Source organism: Micromonospora sp. NPDC005305 (assembly GCF_040607315.1).
GTDB lineage: Bacteria > Actinomycetota > Actinomycetes > Mycobacteriales > Micromonosporaceae > Micromonospora.
Genome location: NZ_JBEXGL010000019.1, coordinates 16,959 through 31,793 on the forward strand (window position 1 = coordinate 16,959; position 14,835 = coordinate 31,793).

13 protein-coding genes are annotated in these 14,835 nt (G+C 73.4%); 7 read left to right on the forward strand and 6 right to left on the reverse strand.

Annotation, left to right across the window (positions count from 1 at the left end):
• Positions 1 to 305 precede the first annotated feature (305 nt).
• Positions 306 to 1,298, forward strand: a complete 993-nt coding sequence (locus ABZS80_RS25640; protein WP_355059697.1) for an LCP family protein — start codon at positions 306 to 308, stop codon at positions 1,296 to 1,298.
• Between the two features lie 26 nt (positions 1,299 to 1,324).
• Here the strand turns inward: ABZS80_RS25640 and ABZS80_RS25645 are convergent, their stop codons facing one another.
• The 5 genes from ABZS80_RS25645 to ftsY all read right to left on the reverse strand — a co-directional run bounded on the left by ABZS80_RS25645 (position 1,325) and on the right by ftsY (position 7,676).
• A complete protein-coding gene (locus tag ABZS80_RS25645; protein WP_355059698.1) occupies positions 1,325 to 3,646 on the reverse strand; it encodes a [protein-PII] uridylyltransferase in 2,322 nt (773 codons plus the stop codon).
• Between the two features lie 10 nt (positions 3,647 to 3,656).
• Positions 3,657 to 3,995 (reverse strand): P-II family nitrogen regulator, encoded by a 339-nt coding sequence (locus ABZS80_RS25650; protein ID WP_013284578.1) that lies wholly within the window; start codon positions 3,993 to 3,995, stop codon positions 3,657 to 3,659.
• Positions 3,996 to 4,020: 25 nt separating this feature from the next.
• Positions 4,021 to 5,433: an ammonium transporter gene (locus ABZS80_RS25655; protein ID WP_355059700.1), complete on the reverse strand. Its 1,413-nt coding sequence runs from the start codon at positions 5,431 to 5,433 to the stop codon at positions 4,021 to 4,023.
• 178 nt (positions 5,434 to 5,611) lie between these two features.
• Positions 5,612 to 6,508: an aminoglycoside phosphotransferase family protein gene (locus ABZS80_RS25660; RefSeq protein ID WP_192579927.1), complete on the reverse strand. Its 897-nt coding sequence runs from the start codon at positions 6,506 to 6,508 to the stop codon at positions 5,612 to 5,614.
• The gene (gene ftsY / locus ABZS80_RS25665; RefSeq protein WP_355059702.1) at positions 6,483 to 7,676 is read right to left on the reverse strand and encodes a signal recognition particle-docking protein FtsY; all 1,194 of its coding nucleotides are present in this window, start codon (positions 7,674 to 7,676) and stop codon (positions 6,483 to 6,485) included. Before ftsY ends, ABZS80_RS25660 begins: the two co-directional genes overlap by 26 nt.
• 146 nt (positions 7,677 to 7,822) lie before the next feature.
• On the opposite strand from ftsY, the gene ABZS80_RS25670 reads away from it, so the two are divergent.
• The 5 genes from ABZS80_RS25670 to ABZS80_RS25690 all read left to right on the forward strand — a co-directional run bounded on the left by ABZS80_RS25670 (position 7,823) and on the right by ABZS80_RS25690 (position 12,794).
• Positions 7,823 to 9,535 (forward strand): alkaline phosphatase D family protein, encoded by a 1,713-nt coding sequence (locus tag ABZS80_RS25670; RefSeq protein ID WP_355059704.1) that lies wholly within the window; start codon positions 7,823 to 7,825, stop codon positions 9,533 to 9,535.
• A gap of 13 nt (positions 9,536 to 9,548) precedes the next feature.
• Entirely contained in the window at positions 9,549 to 9,974 is a 426-nt protein-coding gene (locus tag ABZS80_RS25675; protein WP_355059706.1) for a MarR family transcriptional regulator, read from the forward strand.
• Between the two features lie 113 nt (positions 9,975 to 10,087).
• On the forward strand, positions 10,088 to 11,707 hold the full coding sequence (locus tag ABZS80_RS25680; RefSeq protein ID WP_355059708.1) for an MDR family MFS transporter: 1,620 nt from the start codon (positions 10,088 to 10,090) through the stop codon (positions 11,705 to 11,707).
• 4 nt (positions 11,708 to 11,711) lie between these two features.
• Complete coding sequence (locus tag ABZS80_RS25685) at positions 11,712 to 12,200, forward strand: universal stress protein (protein WP_091268745.1); 489 nt, start codon at positions 11,712 to 11,714, stop codon at positions 12,198 to 12,200.
• A gap of 63 nt (positions 12,201 to 12,263) precedes the next feature.
• The gene (locus ABZS80_RS25690) at positions 12,264 to 12,794 is read left to right on the forward strand and encodes a DinB family protein (RefSeq protein WP_355059710.1); all 531 of its coding nucleotides are present in this window, start codon (positions 12,264 to 12,266) and stop codon (positions 12,792 to 12,794) included.
• Here the strand turns inward: ABZS80_RS25690 and ABZS80_RS25695 are convergent.
• A complete protein-coding gene (locus ABZS80_RS25695) occupies positions 12,781 to 13,770 on the reverse strand; it encodes a transcriptional regulator (protein WP_355059712.1) in 990 nt (329 codons plus the stop codon). The genes ABZS80_RS25690 and ABZS80_RS25695 overlap by 14 nt on opposite strands.
• A 110-nt stretch (positions 13,771 to 13,880) precedes the next feature.
• On the opposite strand from ABZS80_RS25695, the gene ABZS80_RS25700 reads away from it, so the two are divergent.
• Entirely contained in the window at positions 13,881 to 14,831 is a 951-nt protein-coding gene (locus ABZS80_RS25700) for a superoxide dismutase (RefSeq protein WP_355059714.1), read from the forward strand.
• The last annotated feature ends 4 nt before the right edge of the window (positions 14,832 to 14,835 follow it).

Consider the following 14,835-nt stretch of genomic DNA (forward strand, 5'->3'; position numbering starts at 1 on the left):
CAGGTCCGAACTGAGGGGCACCCTGCACGCCTGAGGGAGCTGGACTTGCGGTCAGGCATCCGAACAGATTCATAGCCAATCGGTCGCGCTCACCACTCGTACGGTTGGCCCTGGCACTTCTCTCGGCCAGGCATTTGGCCAACTCGTTCCAAGCTCAGTGCACAGGCTTGTTATGACTATGACCGCGGGCTTGAATCGGAAAGAACAGGTGCCACAGACGAGTACTGAGGGGCTCAATGTCAGACGTATCGACCCCGATTGTCCCGGGCATTTCTGAGCCCCAGCCGACCGCACGCAAGGGATCCTTGAAGCGCTGGCAGAAGGCCCTCGTTGTCCTGCTCACGCTCGTGCTCGTTGGCGGCATCTGCGGCGGTGCCGGCGCCCTGGCCCTGGTCAGCCGCTATGAGGGCAAGACCCACCACGAGGACCTGCTCGGCCAGGTCGCCGCGCCGAAGGACGAGCAGCGCTGGAAGGCCGGGCCACTCGATCTGCTGCTGCTCGGCTCGGACAGCCGCGAAGGCGAACCCGACGAGGGCCGCTTCTCCGGGCAGCGGTCGGACACGATCATGCTGGTGCACCTCAGCAAGAACCTCGACCACGCCACGATCGTCTCGATCCCGCGGGACAGCTACGTCTACGTCCCGCCGGCCGGGGGATGGAAGGGCGGCATGAACAAGCTCAACGCCGCTTTCGCCTTCGGCGGCGCCCCTCATGCCGCGAAGACCATCACCCAGCTGACCGGGGTGAAGTTCGACGGCGCTCTGATCGCCAACTTCGCCAGCATCAACAAGATGGTCGACGCGGTCGACGGCGTTCGGGTCTGCGTCCCCTACACGGTCAGGTCGACGTTCTCGAAAACGGCCTGGGAGAAGGGCTGCCACGACCTTGACGGGGTGGAGGCCGAGGAGTTCATGCGGCAGCGCAAGGCAGTGCCGGGCGGGGACTTCGGGCGCATCCACGACCAGCAACTGGTGGTCAAGGCCATCGCGGAGAAGGTCGCGGCGGAGGGCATGCTGCAGAACCCGCTCCAGCTGGACGACCTGCTATCCACCGCTGCCGAGGCCCTGACCATCGACAAGGCCCTCAACCTGCGGGAACTCGCTCTCGTCGCCCGGGACATCAAGCCCTCGAACATCAGGTTCGCCACCGTGCCGTACACCAGCGCCAGCCTGAAGACCCACGCGGGTTCCTCGGTGAAGCTGGACGACGCCAAGGCGAGGGAGATGTTCGCCGCCATCCGGAACGACACCATCCAGGAGTGGCTCGCCGCCCACCCGCAGAAGACTCCCGGTAGCTGACCCGCGGACCGGGTCGCAAGCCCGGCCTACACGGCGGCGAGGACGGCGGCCTCGATGCGGGCCCGCTCGGCGTCGTCGGGCCAGCCGCCGACCAGGTAGAACGCGTCCACCACGTCGCCGCCGAGGGTGGAGATCCGGGCGGCCCGCACCTGGGCGCCGGCCTCGTCGAGGGCGCAGGTGACCCGGTAGAGCAGCCCGGCCGCGTCGGCGGCGCGCAGCTCCAGCAGCACCGCGTCGGTGGCGGCCTCGCGGTGCCAGACCACCCGGGGCGCGGCCCCCCGGGCCCGCGCGGCGAGGGCCCGGCCGCGCAGCCGCTGGGTGACCGAGACGTCGCCGCCGACCGCGCGGCGCAGGTCTGCGCGGAGCGCGATCGGGTCGGGGGCCAGGCCGTAGCGCGGCTGCACCCGGCACTGCACGAGGGCCCGGCCCTCGACCGTGGCGGCGTCCGCGGAGATCACCTCCAGCCGGTGCAGGGCCAGGCAGCCGGCCACCGTGGCGAGCAGCCCCCGCCGGTCGGCCGCGGCCACCGACACCCGGTCCTCCCCGAGGTGTACGACCGGCAGCGGCCCGGTGACCAGCGCCGGGTCGGGGGCCGGCGGGGCGGGCACCACGCCGGTGTCCAGGGCGGTCCGCACCCGGGCGACCAGTTCGGCGACCAGCCGACCCTTCCAGTCCGACCAGGCGGCCGGCCCGGTGGCCGCGGCGTCGGCCCGGACCAGCCCGTGCAGGAGGTCCAGGGTGGTGGTGTCGCCGACCCGCTCGGCGACCCCGGCGACGGTCTTCGGGTCGGAGAGGTCCCGCCGGGTGGCCACGTCGGGCAGCAGCAGGTGCAGCCGGACCAGCTTGGCGATCAGCGCCGCCTCGTCGTCGGGCAGCCCGATCCGGGTGGCCACCGCCTCGGCGAGGGGCGCGCCGACGGTGCTGTGGTCGCCTCGGAGACCCTTGCCGATGTCGTGCAGGAACGCGCCGAGCAGCAGCAGGTCCGGCCGGTCCACGTCGCGGGTGTGCCGGCTCGCCTCGTACGCGGCCTGCACGAGGTGCCGGTCCAGGGTGAACCGGTGCACGGGGTTGTGCTGGGGCAGGCTGCGCAGCCGGGTCCACTCGGGCAGCCAGCCGTCGACGAGGCCGTACCGGTCGCAGGTCTCCCAGGCGGGCACCAGGCCGGGGCCCGCCCCGAGCAGGGTGATCAGCGCGGCCCGGGCGGCCGGCGGCCAGGGCGCGGGCAGCGGCGGGCAGTACGCGGCCAGCCACTCGCAGGTGGCCCGGGCGATGGGCAGCCGCGTGGTGGCCGCCGCGGCGGCGACCCGCAGCGACAGGCTCGGGTCGGGCCGGGCGCCGATCGCGGCGCGGGCGAGCACCAGCTCGCCGTCCTGCTCGACCACGTCCCGGGCGACGGGGCGGCGCAGCGGCCGGCCGCCGGCGCTGCGGTGCCGGCCGGAGCGGAGCCGGTCGGCGGCCCGCCAGGCGTCGTCGAGGGCGTGGCTGACGGTCCGGGCGTCCCCGGCCACCCGGCGCAGCAGCGCGTCGCCGTCACCGACCGGCGCCGCCTCGGCGTCCGCGTCCCCGGTCAGCGGTTGGCGCAGCCCGAGCAGGGCGGCGACGCCGTCGCGTTCCTGGGCGACGAGCCGGTCGACCCGGCGGCCGACCTGCTGGTGCAGGGCGTCCCGGGTGTCGAGGATCCGCCGGTGGGCGGCGTGCACGGCGGGCCGGAGCGCGTCGGTGACGCCGGCCGTGGCGATGGCCCGGAGGAGGCCGACGTCGCGCAGCCCGCCGGCGGCCTCCTTGAGGTCGCCTTCGAGCAGGAAGGCCAGCTCGCCGTGGGCCTCCCAGCGGGCGGTGGTGATCTCCCGCAGGCGGGGGAGCTGCCGGACGGCGGTGCGCCGCCAGTGGTCGGCGGCGGTGCGGACGAGCTGGTCGGCCAGCACCGGGTCGCCGGCCAGGTGGCGGGCGTCGAGCAGGCCGAGGGCGACCTTGACGTCGTCCTGGGCCACGGAGAGCGCCTCGGGGACGGTCCGCACCGAGTGGTCCAGCCGCAGCCCCGCGTCCCAGATCGGATACCAGAGCGAGGCGGCCAGCTCGTCGATGCCGGGCACCCCCGCGTGCAGCAGCACCAGATCGACGTCGCCGTAGGGCGCGCACTGCCGCCGCCCCAGCCCGCCGACCGCGACCAGGGCGATCCCCGCCCGCCGCGGAAAGGCGGAGCCCAGCCACCCGTCCAGCGCCGCTGCCCGCGCCCGCCGGGCGTCGACCCCGATCCCGCCCGGCACGCCGACGACCTCGTTGACCAAGAAGTTCGCGTCACCGTCACCGGGGTGTCCCGACGCGTTCTCCTTGATCAACGAGGTCATCGGGACGTCCTCAGAGGGCGTCGAGCCCGCGCTCGCCGGTGCGGACCCGGACGACCTCCTCGACGCCGGTCACCCAGACCTTGCCGTCGCCGATCTTGCCGGTCCGGGCGGCGCCCACGATGGCGTCGACGATCTTGTCGACGTCCATCTCGTCGGTGAGCACCTCGACCCGGATCTTGGGCAGGAACTCGACCGTGTACTCGGCACCCCGGTAGACCTCGGTGTGCCCCTTCTGCCGGCCGTAGCCCTGGACCTCGCTGACGGTCAGGCCGGCCACGCCGAGGGCGTGCAGGGCCTCCTTCACCGCGTCCAGCTGGTACGGCTTGATGACCGCGGTCACCAGCTTCATGTCCAACCCCTCCATCCCAGGAACGTTAACCGGCGACCTTCTCGCTGACCGGCTCGGCGGGCTCCTCCGCCGGGTCGGTGGGCTCCGGGGCCGGCCTGGCGCCGCCGATCCCCGCCATGGCGAACGCGCCCCCGGCGCCGCCGCCCGTGGTGGGCGACAGGTCGTACGCGCTCTCCGCGTGCTCGGCGACGTCGATGCCGTCGACCTCGGCCTCGGCCGCCACCCGGAAGCCGATCGTCTTCTCGATGGCGAGGGCGAGCAACCAGGCGACGCCGGCCGACCACACGGTGACGATGAGGCCGGCGAGGACCTGCCGGCCGAGCTGGGTCAGGCCGCCGCCGTAGAAGAGGCCGTCGGAGGCGCCCACCACGTCGCTGATCGCGCCGTTGACCGAGTTGGTGGCGAAGAGGCCGAGCCACAGCGACCCGATCCAGCCGCCGACGAAGTGGACGCCCACCACGTCGAGGGAGTCGTCGTAGCCGAGCCGGTACTTCAGGCCGATGGCGAGCGCGCACACCGCACCGGCGACGAGGCCGAGCAGGACGGCCGCCCACGGGGCGATGAAGCCGCAGGCCGGGGTGATGGCGACCAGACCGGCCACGGCCCCGGAGGACGCGCCGACCATGGTCGGCTTCCCGTCCTTGATCCGTTCGATCGCCAGCCAGCCGAGCACCGCGGCCGCGGTGGCGAGCTGGGTGTTGAGGAAGGCCAGGCCGGCCACCGAGTCGACGGTCAGCTCCGAGCCGGCGTTGAAGCCGAACCAGCCGAACCAGAGCAGGCCGGCGCCGAGCGCGACCAGCGGGATGTTGTGCGGCTTCATGCCCTCGCGGGGCCAGCCGACCCGCTTCCCGAGGACCAGGGCCACGCCGAGGGCCGCGGCGCCGGCGTTGATGTGCACGGCCGTGCCGCCGGCGAAGTCGAGCGCGTGCAGCTTGGCGCCGATGATGCCGCCGCCCCACACCCAGTGGGCGACCGGGAAGTAGACCAGGGTGGCCCAGCCGAAGGCGAAGAGCAGCCAGCCGGCGAACTTCGCCCGGTCGGAGATGGCGCCGCTGATCAGCGCCACGGTGATCACCGCGAAGACCATCTGGAACGCCATGAACACGTAGAGCGGGACCCCGATGCCGCTGGGGTTCTCCGCCGTGGCGCCCCAGAGGTCGGTCTCGGCCAGGAAGGTCCTGGTGCCGAGGTACGCGGCGGGGTCGCCCCAGAAACCGTTGACGTCGGCCCCGAAGGCGACGCTGAAACCGTAGAACCACCACAGCACGGAGATGAGCCCGATGGCCGAGAAGCTCATCATCATCATGTTGAGCACGCCCTTGGCCCGGTTCAGCCCGCCGTAGAACAGCGCCAGGCCGGGGGTCATGAGCAGCACGAGAGCGGTCGAAACCAGCAGCCAAACGGTGTTGCCGCCGTCGATCGTCGGTGCTTCAGGCACGCTGGCCTCCTAAAGGTGAAGTCTCCTCCTTCGCGGCTTCCGGGGCAGCGTCGCCCGTACGCCGGTTGCGCGGAAGCTTGCTCGGCGGCTGTTTCCTTCACCGACACCGCTCGATTTCCGGCGCGTGACGGGTTGTTTCCGGCGTGTGAAGAACGATGATCACGCGAGCGGAGACCGCTCAGCGCAGCGCGTGCTCCAGGGCGTGCCGCTCGTAGTCGAGCAGCCGCAGGTCGCGCATCGGCCGGCGCAGGTGGCCCTTGTGCACGATCCGGACGAACGCCGGCTCGCCGGCGGCGGCCATCCGCCGGATGCCCTCGACGTGGTCGACGATTCGCTTGCGGATGGTCCGGATCAGCCGGTGCCGGTCCCGCGGGATCAGCCCGTACGCGTCGGCGAAGAGGCGCAGCCGGCGTGGCCGGTCCGGGTGCTTCCAGCCGAGGGTGATCGAGTCCCGGTCGGAGAAGATCGGCACCCAGGTCCAGGCCGCGTACGCCACGTCGTAGATCCGCGCGCCGGGCGAGGCCAGGTCGAAGTCGATCAGCCCGAGGGTGCCGTCGGGCCGCCAGATCACGTTGTGCGGGGCGGCGTCGTGGTGGCAGATCACCTCGGTGTCCGGCGGGGGCGGGCCGAACGAGCGCCAGACCGCACCGGGCGGCGGGGTGAAGCCGTACTGGGCGTCGTGGAACATCCGCAGCATGGTCGCCACGGTGACCAGGGCCTCGTCGGTGACCCAGTGCGGGGCCAGCGGGTACTCCCCGCACTCCCCCTCCAGGTACGACAGGACCTCCCGGTTGCGCTCGTCCATGCCGAGGGCGCGGGGCGCGCCGGTGAAGCCGACGTATTCCAGATGCCGCAGCAGCGCGTGGACCGAGGGGGTCCACGGGCCGGCGTTGCGCCGGACGGTGTCGCCCACCCGGACCACGGTGCTCACGTTCCCGCCGTGGAGCGGAATCTCCTGCGAAGTCACGTACGGTCTCCCGAGGCGTGGCGACGGGTTGCTGGGGTCGCGCCACCCCGCGTAGGCGCGATCGTCAGTCGTCACGTCGAGGCTACGCGTCCCGGGCGATCGGCTCAGTGCCGAGCAGCGCGTCGACGAACTGCGCCGGGTCGAACGGGGCCAGGTCGTCCGGGCCCTCGCCGAGGCCGACCAGCTTGACCGGGATGCCCAGCTTGCGCTGCACGGCGATCACGATGCCCCCCTTGGCGGTGCCGTCGAGCTTGGTCAGCACCACGCCGGTCACGTTGACCACCTCGGTGAAGACCCGGGCCTGCTCCAGGCCGTTCTGGCCGGTGGTGGCGTCGAGCACCAGCAGGGTCTCGTCGATCGGGCCGTGCTTCTCGACCACCCGCTTGACCTTGCCCAGCTCGTCCATCAGGCCGACCTTGTTCTGCAGTCGGCCGGCGGTGTCCACCAGCACAGTGTCGACCCTCGTGTCGATGCCCCGCTTGACGGCGTCGAAGGCGACGCTGGCCGGGTCGGCGGCCTCGGGGCCGCGGACCGTCTCGGCGCCCACCCGGCCGCCCCAGGTCTCCAGCTGGTCGGCGGCGGCGGCCCGGAAGGTGTCGGCCGCGCCGAGCAGCACGGTCCGGCCGTCCGCGATGAGCACCCGGGCGATCTTGCCGCAGGTGGTGGTCTTGCCGGCGCCGTTGACCCCGACGACCAGCAGCACCGCCGGCACGCCCTCCTTGGGGGCGGTCTTCAGCGACCGGTCGAGCGTCGGGTCGAGCGCGTTGACCAGCTCGGCGGCGAGCAGGGTGCGCAGCTCGCCGACCGAGCGGGTGCCGAGCACCCGGGTCTGCTCGCGCAGCCGGTCGACGATCTCGCGGGTGGAGTCGATGCCGACGTCGGCGGTGATCAGGCTGTCCTCGATCTCCTCCCAGGTGTCCTCGTCGAGGCGGTCCCGGCTGAGCAGGCCGAGCAGGCCCTTGCCGAAGACGTTCTGCGAGCGGGACAGCCGGGAGCGCAGCCGCACCAGCCGGCCGGCGGTGGGCTCGGGGACCTCGATGGTGGGCAGCGGCGGCGCCTCGACCACGGGCGGCGGCTCGAGGAGCACGCCGGTGCGCAGGTCCGACTCCGCGGCCTCGACCGGCGGCCCGGCCAAGTCCTCCTCGGCCCGGGTGTCGACCTCCGTCTCCGGCAGCGGCGGCTCGGGGCGCCGGCGCAACCGGGGCACCACGAGGCTGAGGCCGCCGAGGATCAGCACGCCGAGCAGGGCGAGTGCGACGAGGAGGTATTCCGTCATGCCCGAAATCCTGTCAGATGCCGGCGACGGCGTCCCACTCACCGCCTCGGCACGTGAACGAGCTGCGGGTACGCTCGCGGCTGGAAGGCGTGCCGCAACCGCCGGCCGGGTAGGAAAGGAATGATGATCTTCCTCGGAGGTACGCCGTGACCGGTTCCCGTCTGCTCATCGGCCCGCTGCTGCGTCGGGTCGTCGGCACGCGGGCCACCGTCTGGGTGGAGACCAGCGCCCCCGCCGTGGTCACCGTCCGCACGGCCGACGGCGCCACCGGCAGCGCGCCCACCTTCTCGGCGTACGACCACCACTACGCGATCGTGGTGGTGTCGGGGCTCACGGCGGACAGCAGCACCACCTACGAGGTGCTCATCGACGACCAGGTGGCCTGGCCGGTGCCGGACAGCGGCTTCCCGGCCAGCGTGATCCGGACCCGGGCGGCGGACGACCGGGACCAGCCGGTGACCCTGCTCTTCGGCTCCTGCCGGGAGACCACCCAGCACGCCACCGCCCGCCGCTTGCCCCCGGACGCGCTGGACGCGTACGCCCGGCGGCTGATCGCCGCCCCCGACCCGGACGCCCTGCCCGACCTGCTGGTGCTCCTCGGCGACCAGGTCTACGCGGACGAGACCTCGCCGACCGTGCGCCGGCTGCTGAAGCGGCGGCGGCGCCGGCCGAAGGGCGCGCCGGCCACCCAGGTGGTCAGCTTCGACGAGTACACCAAGCTCTACCTGGAGTCCTGGCGCGATCCGGAGATCCGCTGGCTGCTCTCGACCGTGCCGAGCGTGATGATCTTCGACGACCACGAGATCATCGACGACTGGAACACCTCGGCGTCGTGGCGGGCGGACATGCGCGCGCAGCCCTGGTGGGCGGAGCGCATCCGCAGCGGCCTGGCCTCCTACTGGGTCTACCAGCACCTGGGCAACCTGTCCCCGGACGAGATCGCCGCCGACCCGGTCTACGCCAAGGTGACCGCGGCCGAGGACGCCACGGGCGTGCTGCACGAGTTCGGCGATCGGGTCGACTCCGAGGCCGACGTGGCGCACGACACCGAGCGCTGGCGGGCCGTGCAGTACCAGTGGAGCTACGCGCTGGACCTGGGGCGGACCCGCCTGGTCATGCTGGACAACCGCTCCAGCCGGGTGCTGGACCGGGGCAGCCGGGCCATGCTGCCGCCGGGTGAGTGGTCCTGGTTCCTGGACCGGGCGCACGGCGTCTACGACCACCTGGTGGTCGGGGCGTCCCTGCCCTGGCTGCTGCCGCCCGGCATCCACCACGTCGAGGCGTGGAACGAGCGGCTCGCCGACTCCCGCCGGCCCTGGGTGGCGAAGGTCGCCGAGCAGATGCGCCGGGCCTGGGACCTGGAGCACTGGGCCTCGTTCCGGCGCTCCTTCGAGGCGCTCGGCGAGCTGTTCGCCCGGCTGGGCAGCGGCACGGCGCCGCGCGAGGGGGCCCGGGTCGGCGCCGGCCCGGCGTACTCGCGGCCGGCCTCGATCAGCGTGCTCTCCGGGGACGTGCACCACTCGTACGTGGCCCGGGCCCGGTTCGCCGACCGGAGCGTGCGCACCCCGGTGCACCAGCTCACCTGCTCGCCGATCCACAACCAGGTGCCGGCCGGGATGCGCCCGCTCATGCGGCTCGGCTGGAACCCGGGGCCGGCCGGCGCGGCCCGCGCGCTGGCCCGCTCGGCCGGGGTGCGCCGCCCGCCGGTGCGCTGGAGAAAGCTGGCCGGGCCCTACTTCGGCAACGCGGTGGCGACACTCACCCACCGGGGCCGGGCGGCCGAGGTCGTGATCGAGGGCACCACCAGCGACGGGCACCTGCGCACGGTGGCACGGCAGCGGCTCAGCGACGAGGTGTGAGTACCCTCTCAGCGTGGACGAGAGCCTGCGCGCCGTGGAGCACGAACTGACCGCACTGCTGCGGCGTGGGCGCGCGCTGTCCTGGGAGATCGCCCGCGAGGTCCATCCCAACCTGGAGCCGAACGCCTACGGGCTGCTGCTCTGGTTGCGCCGTTCCGGCTCGATCCGGCTCACCGACCTGGCCGTCAAGCTGGGCATCGGCAAGGGCACGCTGAGCCGGCAGATCGGCGGCCTGGAGGCGCTGGGGCTGGTCCGCCGGGACCCGGACCCGACCGACCGGAGGGCCGCCCAGCTCAGCCTCACCGAGGAGGGCACCCGCCGGTTCGACGCGGCGCGGGCGGCGCGACTCGGACAGATCAGGCGGTCGCTCGAATCCTGGCCGAATCAGGACGTCGAGGACTTCGCCCGGCTCATGCACCGGTTCAACGAGACCTTCTGACCGGATCCGCCTGGAATAAGACGTACGCCACGTGCGGTTGTTGCTTGAGGCAACCAAGCCATACGGTTGCCCGAAGCAACTCTTCCCCCGTCTTTCTCCGGAGGCACTCCACGATGACGCAGGCGACAGCGCCCACCCGGGCGACCGCCGTCGACATGTCCCACCGGCAGATCCTGGAGGCTCTCTCCGGCCTGCTACTGGGCATGTTCGTCGCGATCCTCTCCTCCACGGTCGTCTCCAACGCGCTGCCGCGGATCATCACCGAGCTGCACGGCGGCCAGTCCGCGTACACCTGGGTGGTCACCTCGACGCTGCTGGCAACCACGGCGACCACCCCGATCTGGGGCAAGCTCGCCGACCTGACCAGCAAGAAGATCCTGGTCCAGCTCGCCCTCACGATCTTCGTGCTGGGCTCGGTGCTGGCCGGGCTCTCCCAGTCCACCGGCCAGCTCATCGCCTGCCGGGTGCTCCAGGGCATCGGCGCGGGCGGGCTCACCGCCCTGGCCCAGGTGATCATGGCGACGATGATCACGCCGCGCGAGCGCGGCCGGTACAGCGGCTACCTCGGCGCGGTCATGGCCGTGGGCACCATCGGCGGCCCGCTGATCGGCGGCGTCATCGTCGACACCGACTGGCTCGGCTGGCGCTGGTGCTTCTACGTGGGCGTGCCGTTCGCCGCCCTCGCCCTGGTCGTGCTCCAGAAGACCCTGCACCTCCCGGTGGTCAAGCGGGAGGCGAAGATCGACTGGTGGGGCGCCACCCTGATCACCGCGGCCGTCTCCCTGCTGCTGATCTGGGTCACCCTGGCCGGCGACAAGTACGTCTGGCTGTCCTGGCAGACCGCCGTCATGGTGGCCGGCGCCGTGCTGCTCGGCGCGCTCGCCCTCCGGGTGGAGAACCGGGCCGCCGAGCCGATGATCCCGCCGCGCCTGTTCCGCAACCGCACCATCACCCTCGCGGTGGTCGCCAGCATCGCGGTCGGCGTCGGCATGTTCGGCGCCTCCGTCTTCCTCGGCCAGTACTTCCAGATCAGCCGCGGCGAGAGCCCGACGATGTCCGGCCTCATGACGCTGCCGATGATCCTCGGCCTGCTGGTCGCCTCCACCGTGGTCGGCCGCATCATCACCAACACCGGCCGCTGGAAGCGCTACCTGGTCGCCGGCTCGGCGCTGCTCACCGCCGGCTTCGCGCTGATGGGCACCATGCGGGCGGACACCCCGTACTGGCGGCTCGCCGTCTTCATGGCGCTGATCGGCCTCGGCCTGGGCATGACCATGCAGAACCTGGTCCTCGCCGTGCAGAACACCGTCGGCCCGCACGAGCTCGGCGCGGCCAGCTCGGTGGTCGCCTTCTTCCGCAGCCTGGGCGGCGCCATCGGCGTGAGCGCGCTCGGCGCGATCCTCGGCCACAAGGTCAAGGACTACCTCGCCGAGGGGCTCGCCGGGCTCGGCATCCCGGCGTCCAGCTCCGGCAGCGGCGGTACCCTGCCGAATGTGCACACCCTGCCCGCCCCGATCCGCGCGGTCGTCGAGGCCGCGTACGGGCACGGCGCCGGGGACATCTTCCTGGCCGCCGCCCCGTTCGGGCTGATCGCGCTGATCGCGGTGGTGTTCATCAAGGAGGTGCCGCTGCGCCGCACCAACAGCGACGCGATCTCCACCGAGGTCGAGCGGGAGTCGACCGTCGCGGCCGGCGGTGGCGCCGCGGTGGTTCGCACGGGCGGACGGGACTGACCCGATGGACGCCCCCGAGCGTGAGAAGTACGGCCCGGAGGCCCGGCCGCTGCCGTTCGAACGCGGCACGGACGGGCCCCGGGTGGTGCTGGTCGGCGTCGACGGCAGCCGCACCTCGCTGCGCGCCGCCTCGTACGCGGCCGGCCTGGCCCGCCGGCAGGGCGCCGGGCTGGTGGTGGTCTTCGTCAGCTCGCCGTCGCCGTACACCGCGATCATGTCCGGTGTGGTGGCCGGGGCGGTTCAGCAGACCCAGGACGAGCTGGCCGCCGAGCTGCGCGAGGAGTGCCGGCGCGGCGCCGAGGAACTGGGCCTGCCGGTGACCTTCCTGTGCCGGCGCGGCGACGCGTACGCCGAACTGGCCAAGGCGGCCGACGAGCAGCGCGCCGACCTGGTCGTGGTCGGGTCCTCCGAGCAGGCCGGCCACAAGCTGGTCGGCTCGGTGGCCACCCGGCTGGTCCGCACCGGCCGCTGGCCGGTCGTGGTGGTGCCCTGAAGTAAGGAAGGGCCCCCGCTTAACGCCTCGCGAGGTGAAGGGGGCCCCTCCTAACATGCCCGCATGACCTGGAGAGCACCTGAGATCGACCGCAAGACCGAGCCCTACGTCGGTGACGAGCGCACCATGCTCGAAGGCTGGCTCGACTACCACCGCGACACGCTGCTGCACAAGTGCGCCGGCCTGACCGCCGAGCAGTTGCGGACGGCGAGCGTCGAGCCGTCGACCCTGACCCTGCTGGGGCTGGTCCGGCACATGGCCGACGTGGAGCGCTGGTGGTTCCGCATCCGCGCCGCCGGGGAGGACATCCCCGGCCTCTACGACGGCGACGAGGACCCGGACGCGGATTTGAACGCCGTCGCCGACGCCGACCCGGCGGAGGCCTTCGCCACCCTCCGCGCCGAGGTGGAGGCGGCCCGGAAGGCCGCCGCCGGCCTGTCGCTGGACCACACCTTCCGGCGGCCCCGCCGCGACGGCACCGCCGACGACATGAACCTCCGCTGGGTCTACGTGCACATGATCGAGGAGTACGCCCGGCACAACGGCCACGCCGACCTGATCCGCGAGCGCATCGACGGCGTCACCGGCGACTGACCGCCACCGGGGCACCGGCCCGCAACAACTGCTCCCCGAGCGGGGTGAGCGCGTGCCGCACCGCCGGACCGGCCCGGTGGCTGGTGACCAGGCCGGCCGCCCGCAGGGTCGCCGCGTGCTGGCTGGCCGACGCGACCGACACGCCGACCACCCGGGCCAGCTGCGACGTGGTCGGCGTGTCGGCCGCCGCCGCCAGCACGGCCGCCCGGGTCCGCCCCAGCAGGTCCGCCAACGGGGTGCCGGTGGTCAGCTCCCGCCGGGTCGGCCGGATCGGGTACGCCAGCACCATCGGGCCGGTCGGGTCGTCCAGCACCACGGGCTGCGGCACGAAGTACGAGGGCACCAGCGTCACGCCCCGGCCATCCGGCGAGAGCACCACCCCGGCGCCGAAGGCGCACTCGTACGACAGCTCGTAGGACCGGCCGGTCGGCGCGAAGCGCAGGTGCGGGCTGAGGTCGCGCAGCACCCGGTCGATCCCGGCGTCGGCCAGGGCGCGGCCACGCACCGCCCGGTCGGCGTGCACCGCCGCGACGACGGTCCGCCAGTAGGGGCCCACCGCGACCGCGTGGAACGCCACCATGGCCTCCCGCAGGAGTCGCCGCGCCGCGGGATCACCGGCGGCGAGCGGCCCGACGCGGGCCGGCAGGTCGCCCGCCTCGATCCGGGGGCGCAGCTCGCCGGCGAGGACCTCGGTCGGGGTGCTGTCGACCCCGGCGAGCGCCTCGGACAGGTCGCTACCGAGACCGGGCGGGGTGAGGAAGTCGGGGAACCAGTCCGACCGCCGGCACAGGTCCAGGTAGGGGCGCATGGGCGCGGTCAGTGCGGCCCGGGTCCGGGCCCGCCAGGCGGCCAGGTGCGCCGGCAGCCCGGGCTGGAGGACGCGCTGCCCGGCCGCCCCGAGTTCCAGCAGCGCCGACGGGGCGGAGCGCAACACGGTACGGCTGAGGTCCGTCGCGGTCAGGCGCAGCGTCACCACGGGGCCGACGGTAGTACGGCGGGCCGCCGCCGGCCGCCCGGCCGCCGTGCCCTTTCGGCCACGGTTGAAAGGGCCTGCCGGCGTCCCGCCGCTCCGGTGACGCTCGGGCCATGAGAAAACTGCTCGCCACCACCACCGCCGGTCTGGCCGTGCTGGCCGCCACCGTGCCCGGCCCGGCCGTCGCCGCGGCGCCCCACCCCGACACCTACCTCGTGTCCCGGGACTCGGAGGTCCGGCCCGAGGGCATCGCGGTCGCACCCGACGGCACCATGTACGTCACCAGCGTCAGCACCGGCGCCGTCTACCGCGGCCACACCGCCCCCGCGGAACTGCGCCCGTTCCTGCCGGCCGGCGGGGACGGACGGAGCGCGGCCGCCGGCGTGCACCTGGACCGGCAGGGCCGAATCTTCGTGGCCGGCTGGGACACCGGCGCCCTGTTCGTGCACGCCCTGGACGGCACGCTGCTGGGCCGGCGGGACGCCGCCGGCGCCGCCCTCAACGACCTGGCGGTCACCGCCGACGCCGTCTACGTCACCGACTCCGCCACCGGCACGGTCTGGCGGGCGTCGCTCGCCGGCGGGCGGGTCGGTGACCTGGTTCCGTGGCTGACCGCCGCCGACTTCCCGGCCGCGCCCGGCTTCCTGAACGGGATCGTCGTCACCGGTGACGGCCGGCTCGCGCTGGTCGCCGACCAGGGCACCGGGGAGCCCGGCACCGAGCGGCTGTGGCGGGTGGACCTGGCCGGGCGGACCGCCGCACCGGTCGACGTCACCGGGGGCCAACTGGGCGCCGACGGTCTGCTGCTCGACGGGGACCGGCTGTACGGGGTGGTGAACGCCCCCGACGGCACGGGTGGCTGGCGCTTCGCGGTGAACCTGGCGCGGCTCGACGCCGACCGGCGGACCGCGCGGGTGGTACGGCAGTCACCGTCGGTCGGCCTGGCCGAGTCACCGACCACCATCGCCCGGGACGGTGACCGGCTGCTCTGGGTGAACAGTCAACTCAACGCCGCGGCGCCCAGCCCGCCCTTCACGGTCACCCGGGTCCCGGGCCTGTGCTGATCCG

Bases quoted from the DNA above. Each gene is read 5' to 3' on its own strand.
- ABZS80_RS25680 (WP_355059708.1), top strand. From the start codon at position 10,088: ATGACGCAGGCGACAGCGCCCACCCGGGCGACCGCCGTCGACATGTCC.
- ABZS80_RS25690 (WP_355059710.1), top strand. From the start codon at position 12,264: ATGACCTGGAGAGCACCTGAGATCGACCGCAAGACCGAGCCCTACGTC.
- ABZS80_RS25645 (WP_355059698.1), bottom strand. From the start codon at position 3,646: ATGACCTCGTTGATCAAGGAGAACGCGTCGGGACACCCCGGTGACGGT.
- ABZS80_RS25700 (WP_355059714.1), top strand. From the start codon at position 13,881: ATGAGAAAACTGCTCGCCACCACCACCGCCGGTCTGGCCGTGCTGGCC.
- ABZS80_RS25685 (WP_091268745.1), top strand. From the start codon at position 11,712: ATGGACGCCCCCGAGCGTGAGAAGTACGGCCCGGAGGCCCGGCCGCTG.
- ABZS80_RS25650 (WP_013284578.1), bottom strand. From the start codon at position 3,995: ATGAAGCTGGTGACCGCGGTCATCAAGCCGTACCAGCTGGACGCGGTG.
- ftsY (WP_355059702.1), bottom strand. From the start codon at position 7,676: ATGACGGAATACCTCCTCGTCGCACTCGCCCTGCTCGGCGTGCTGATC.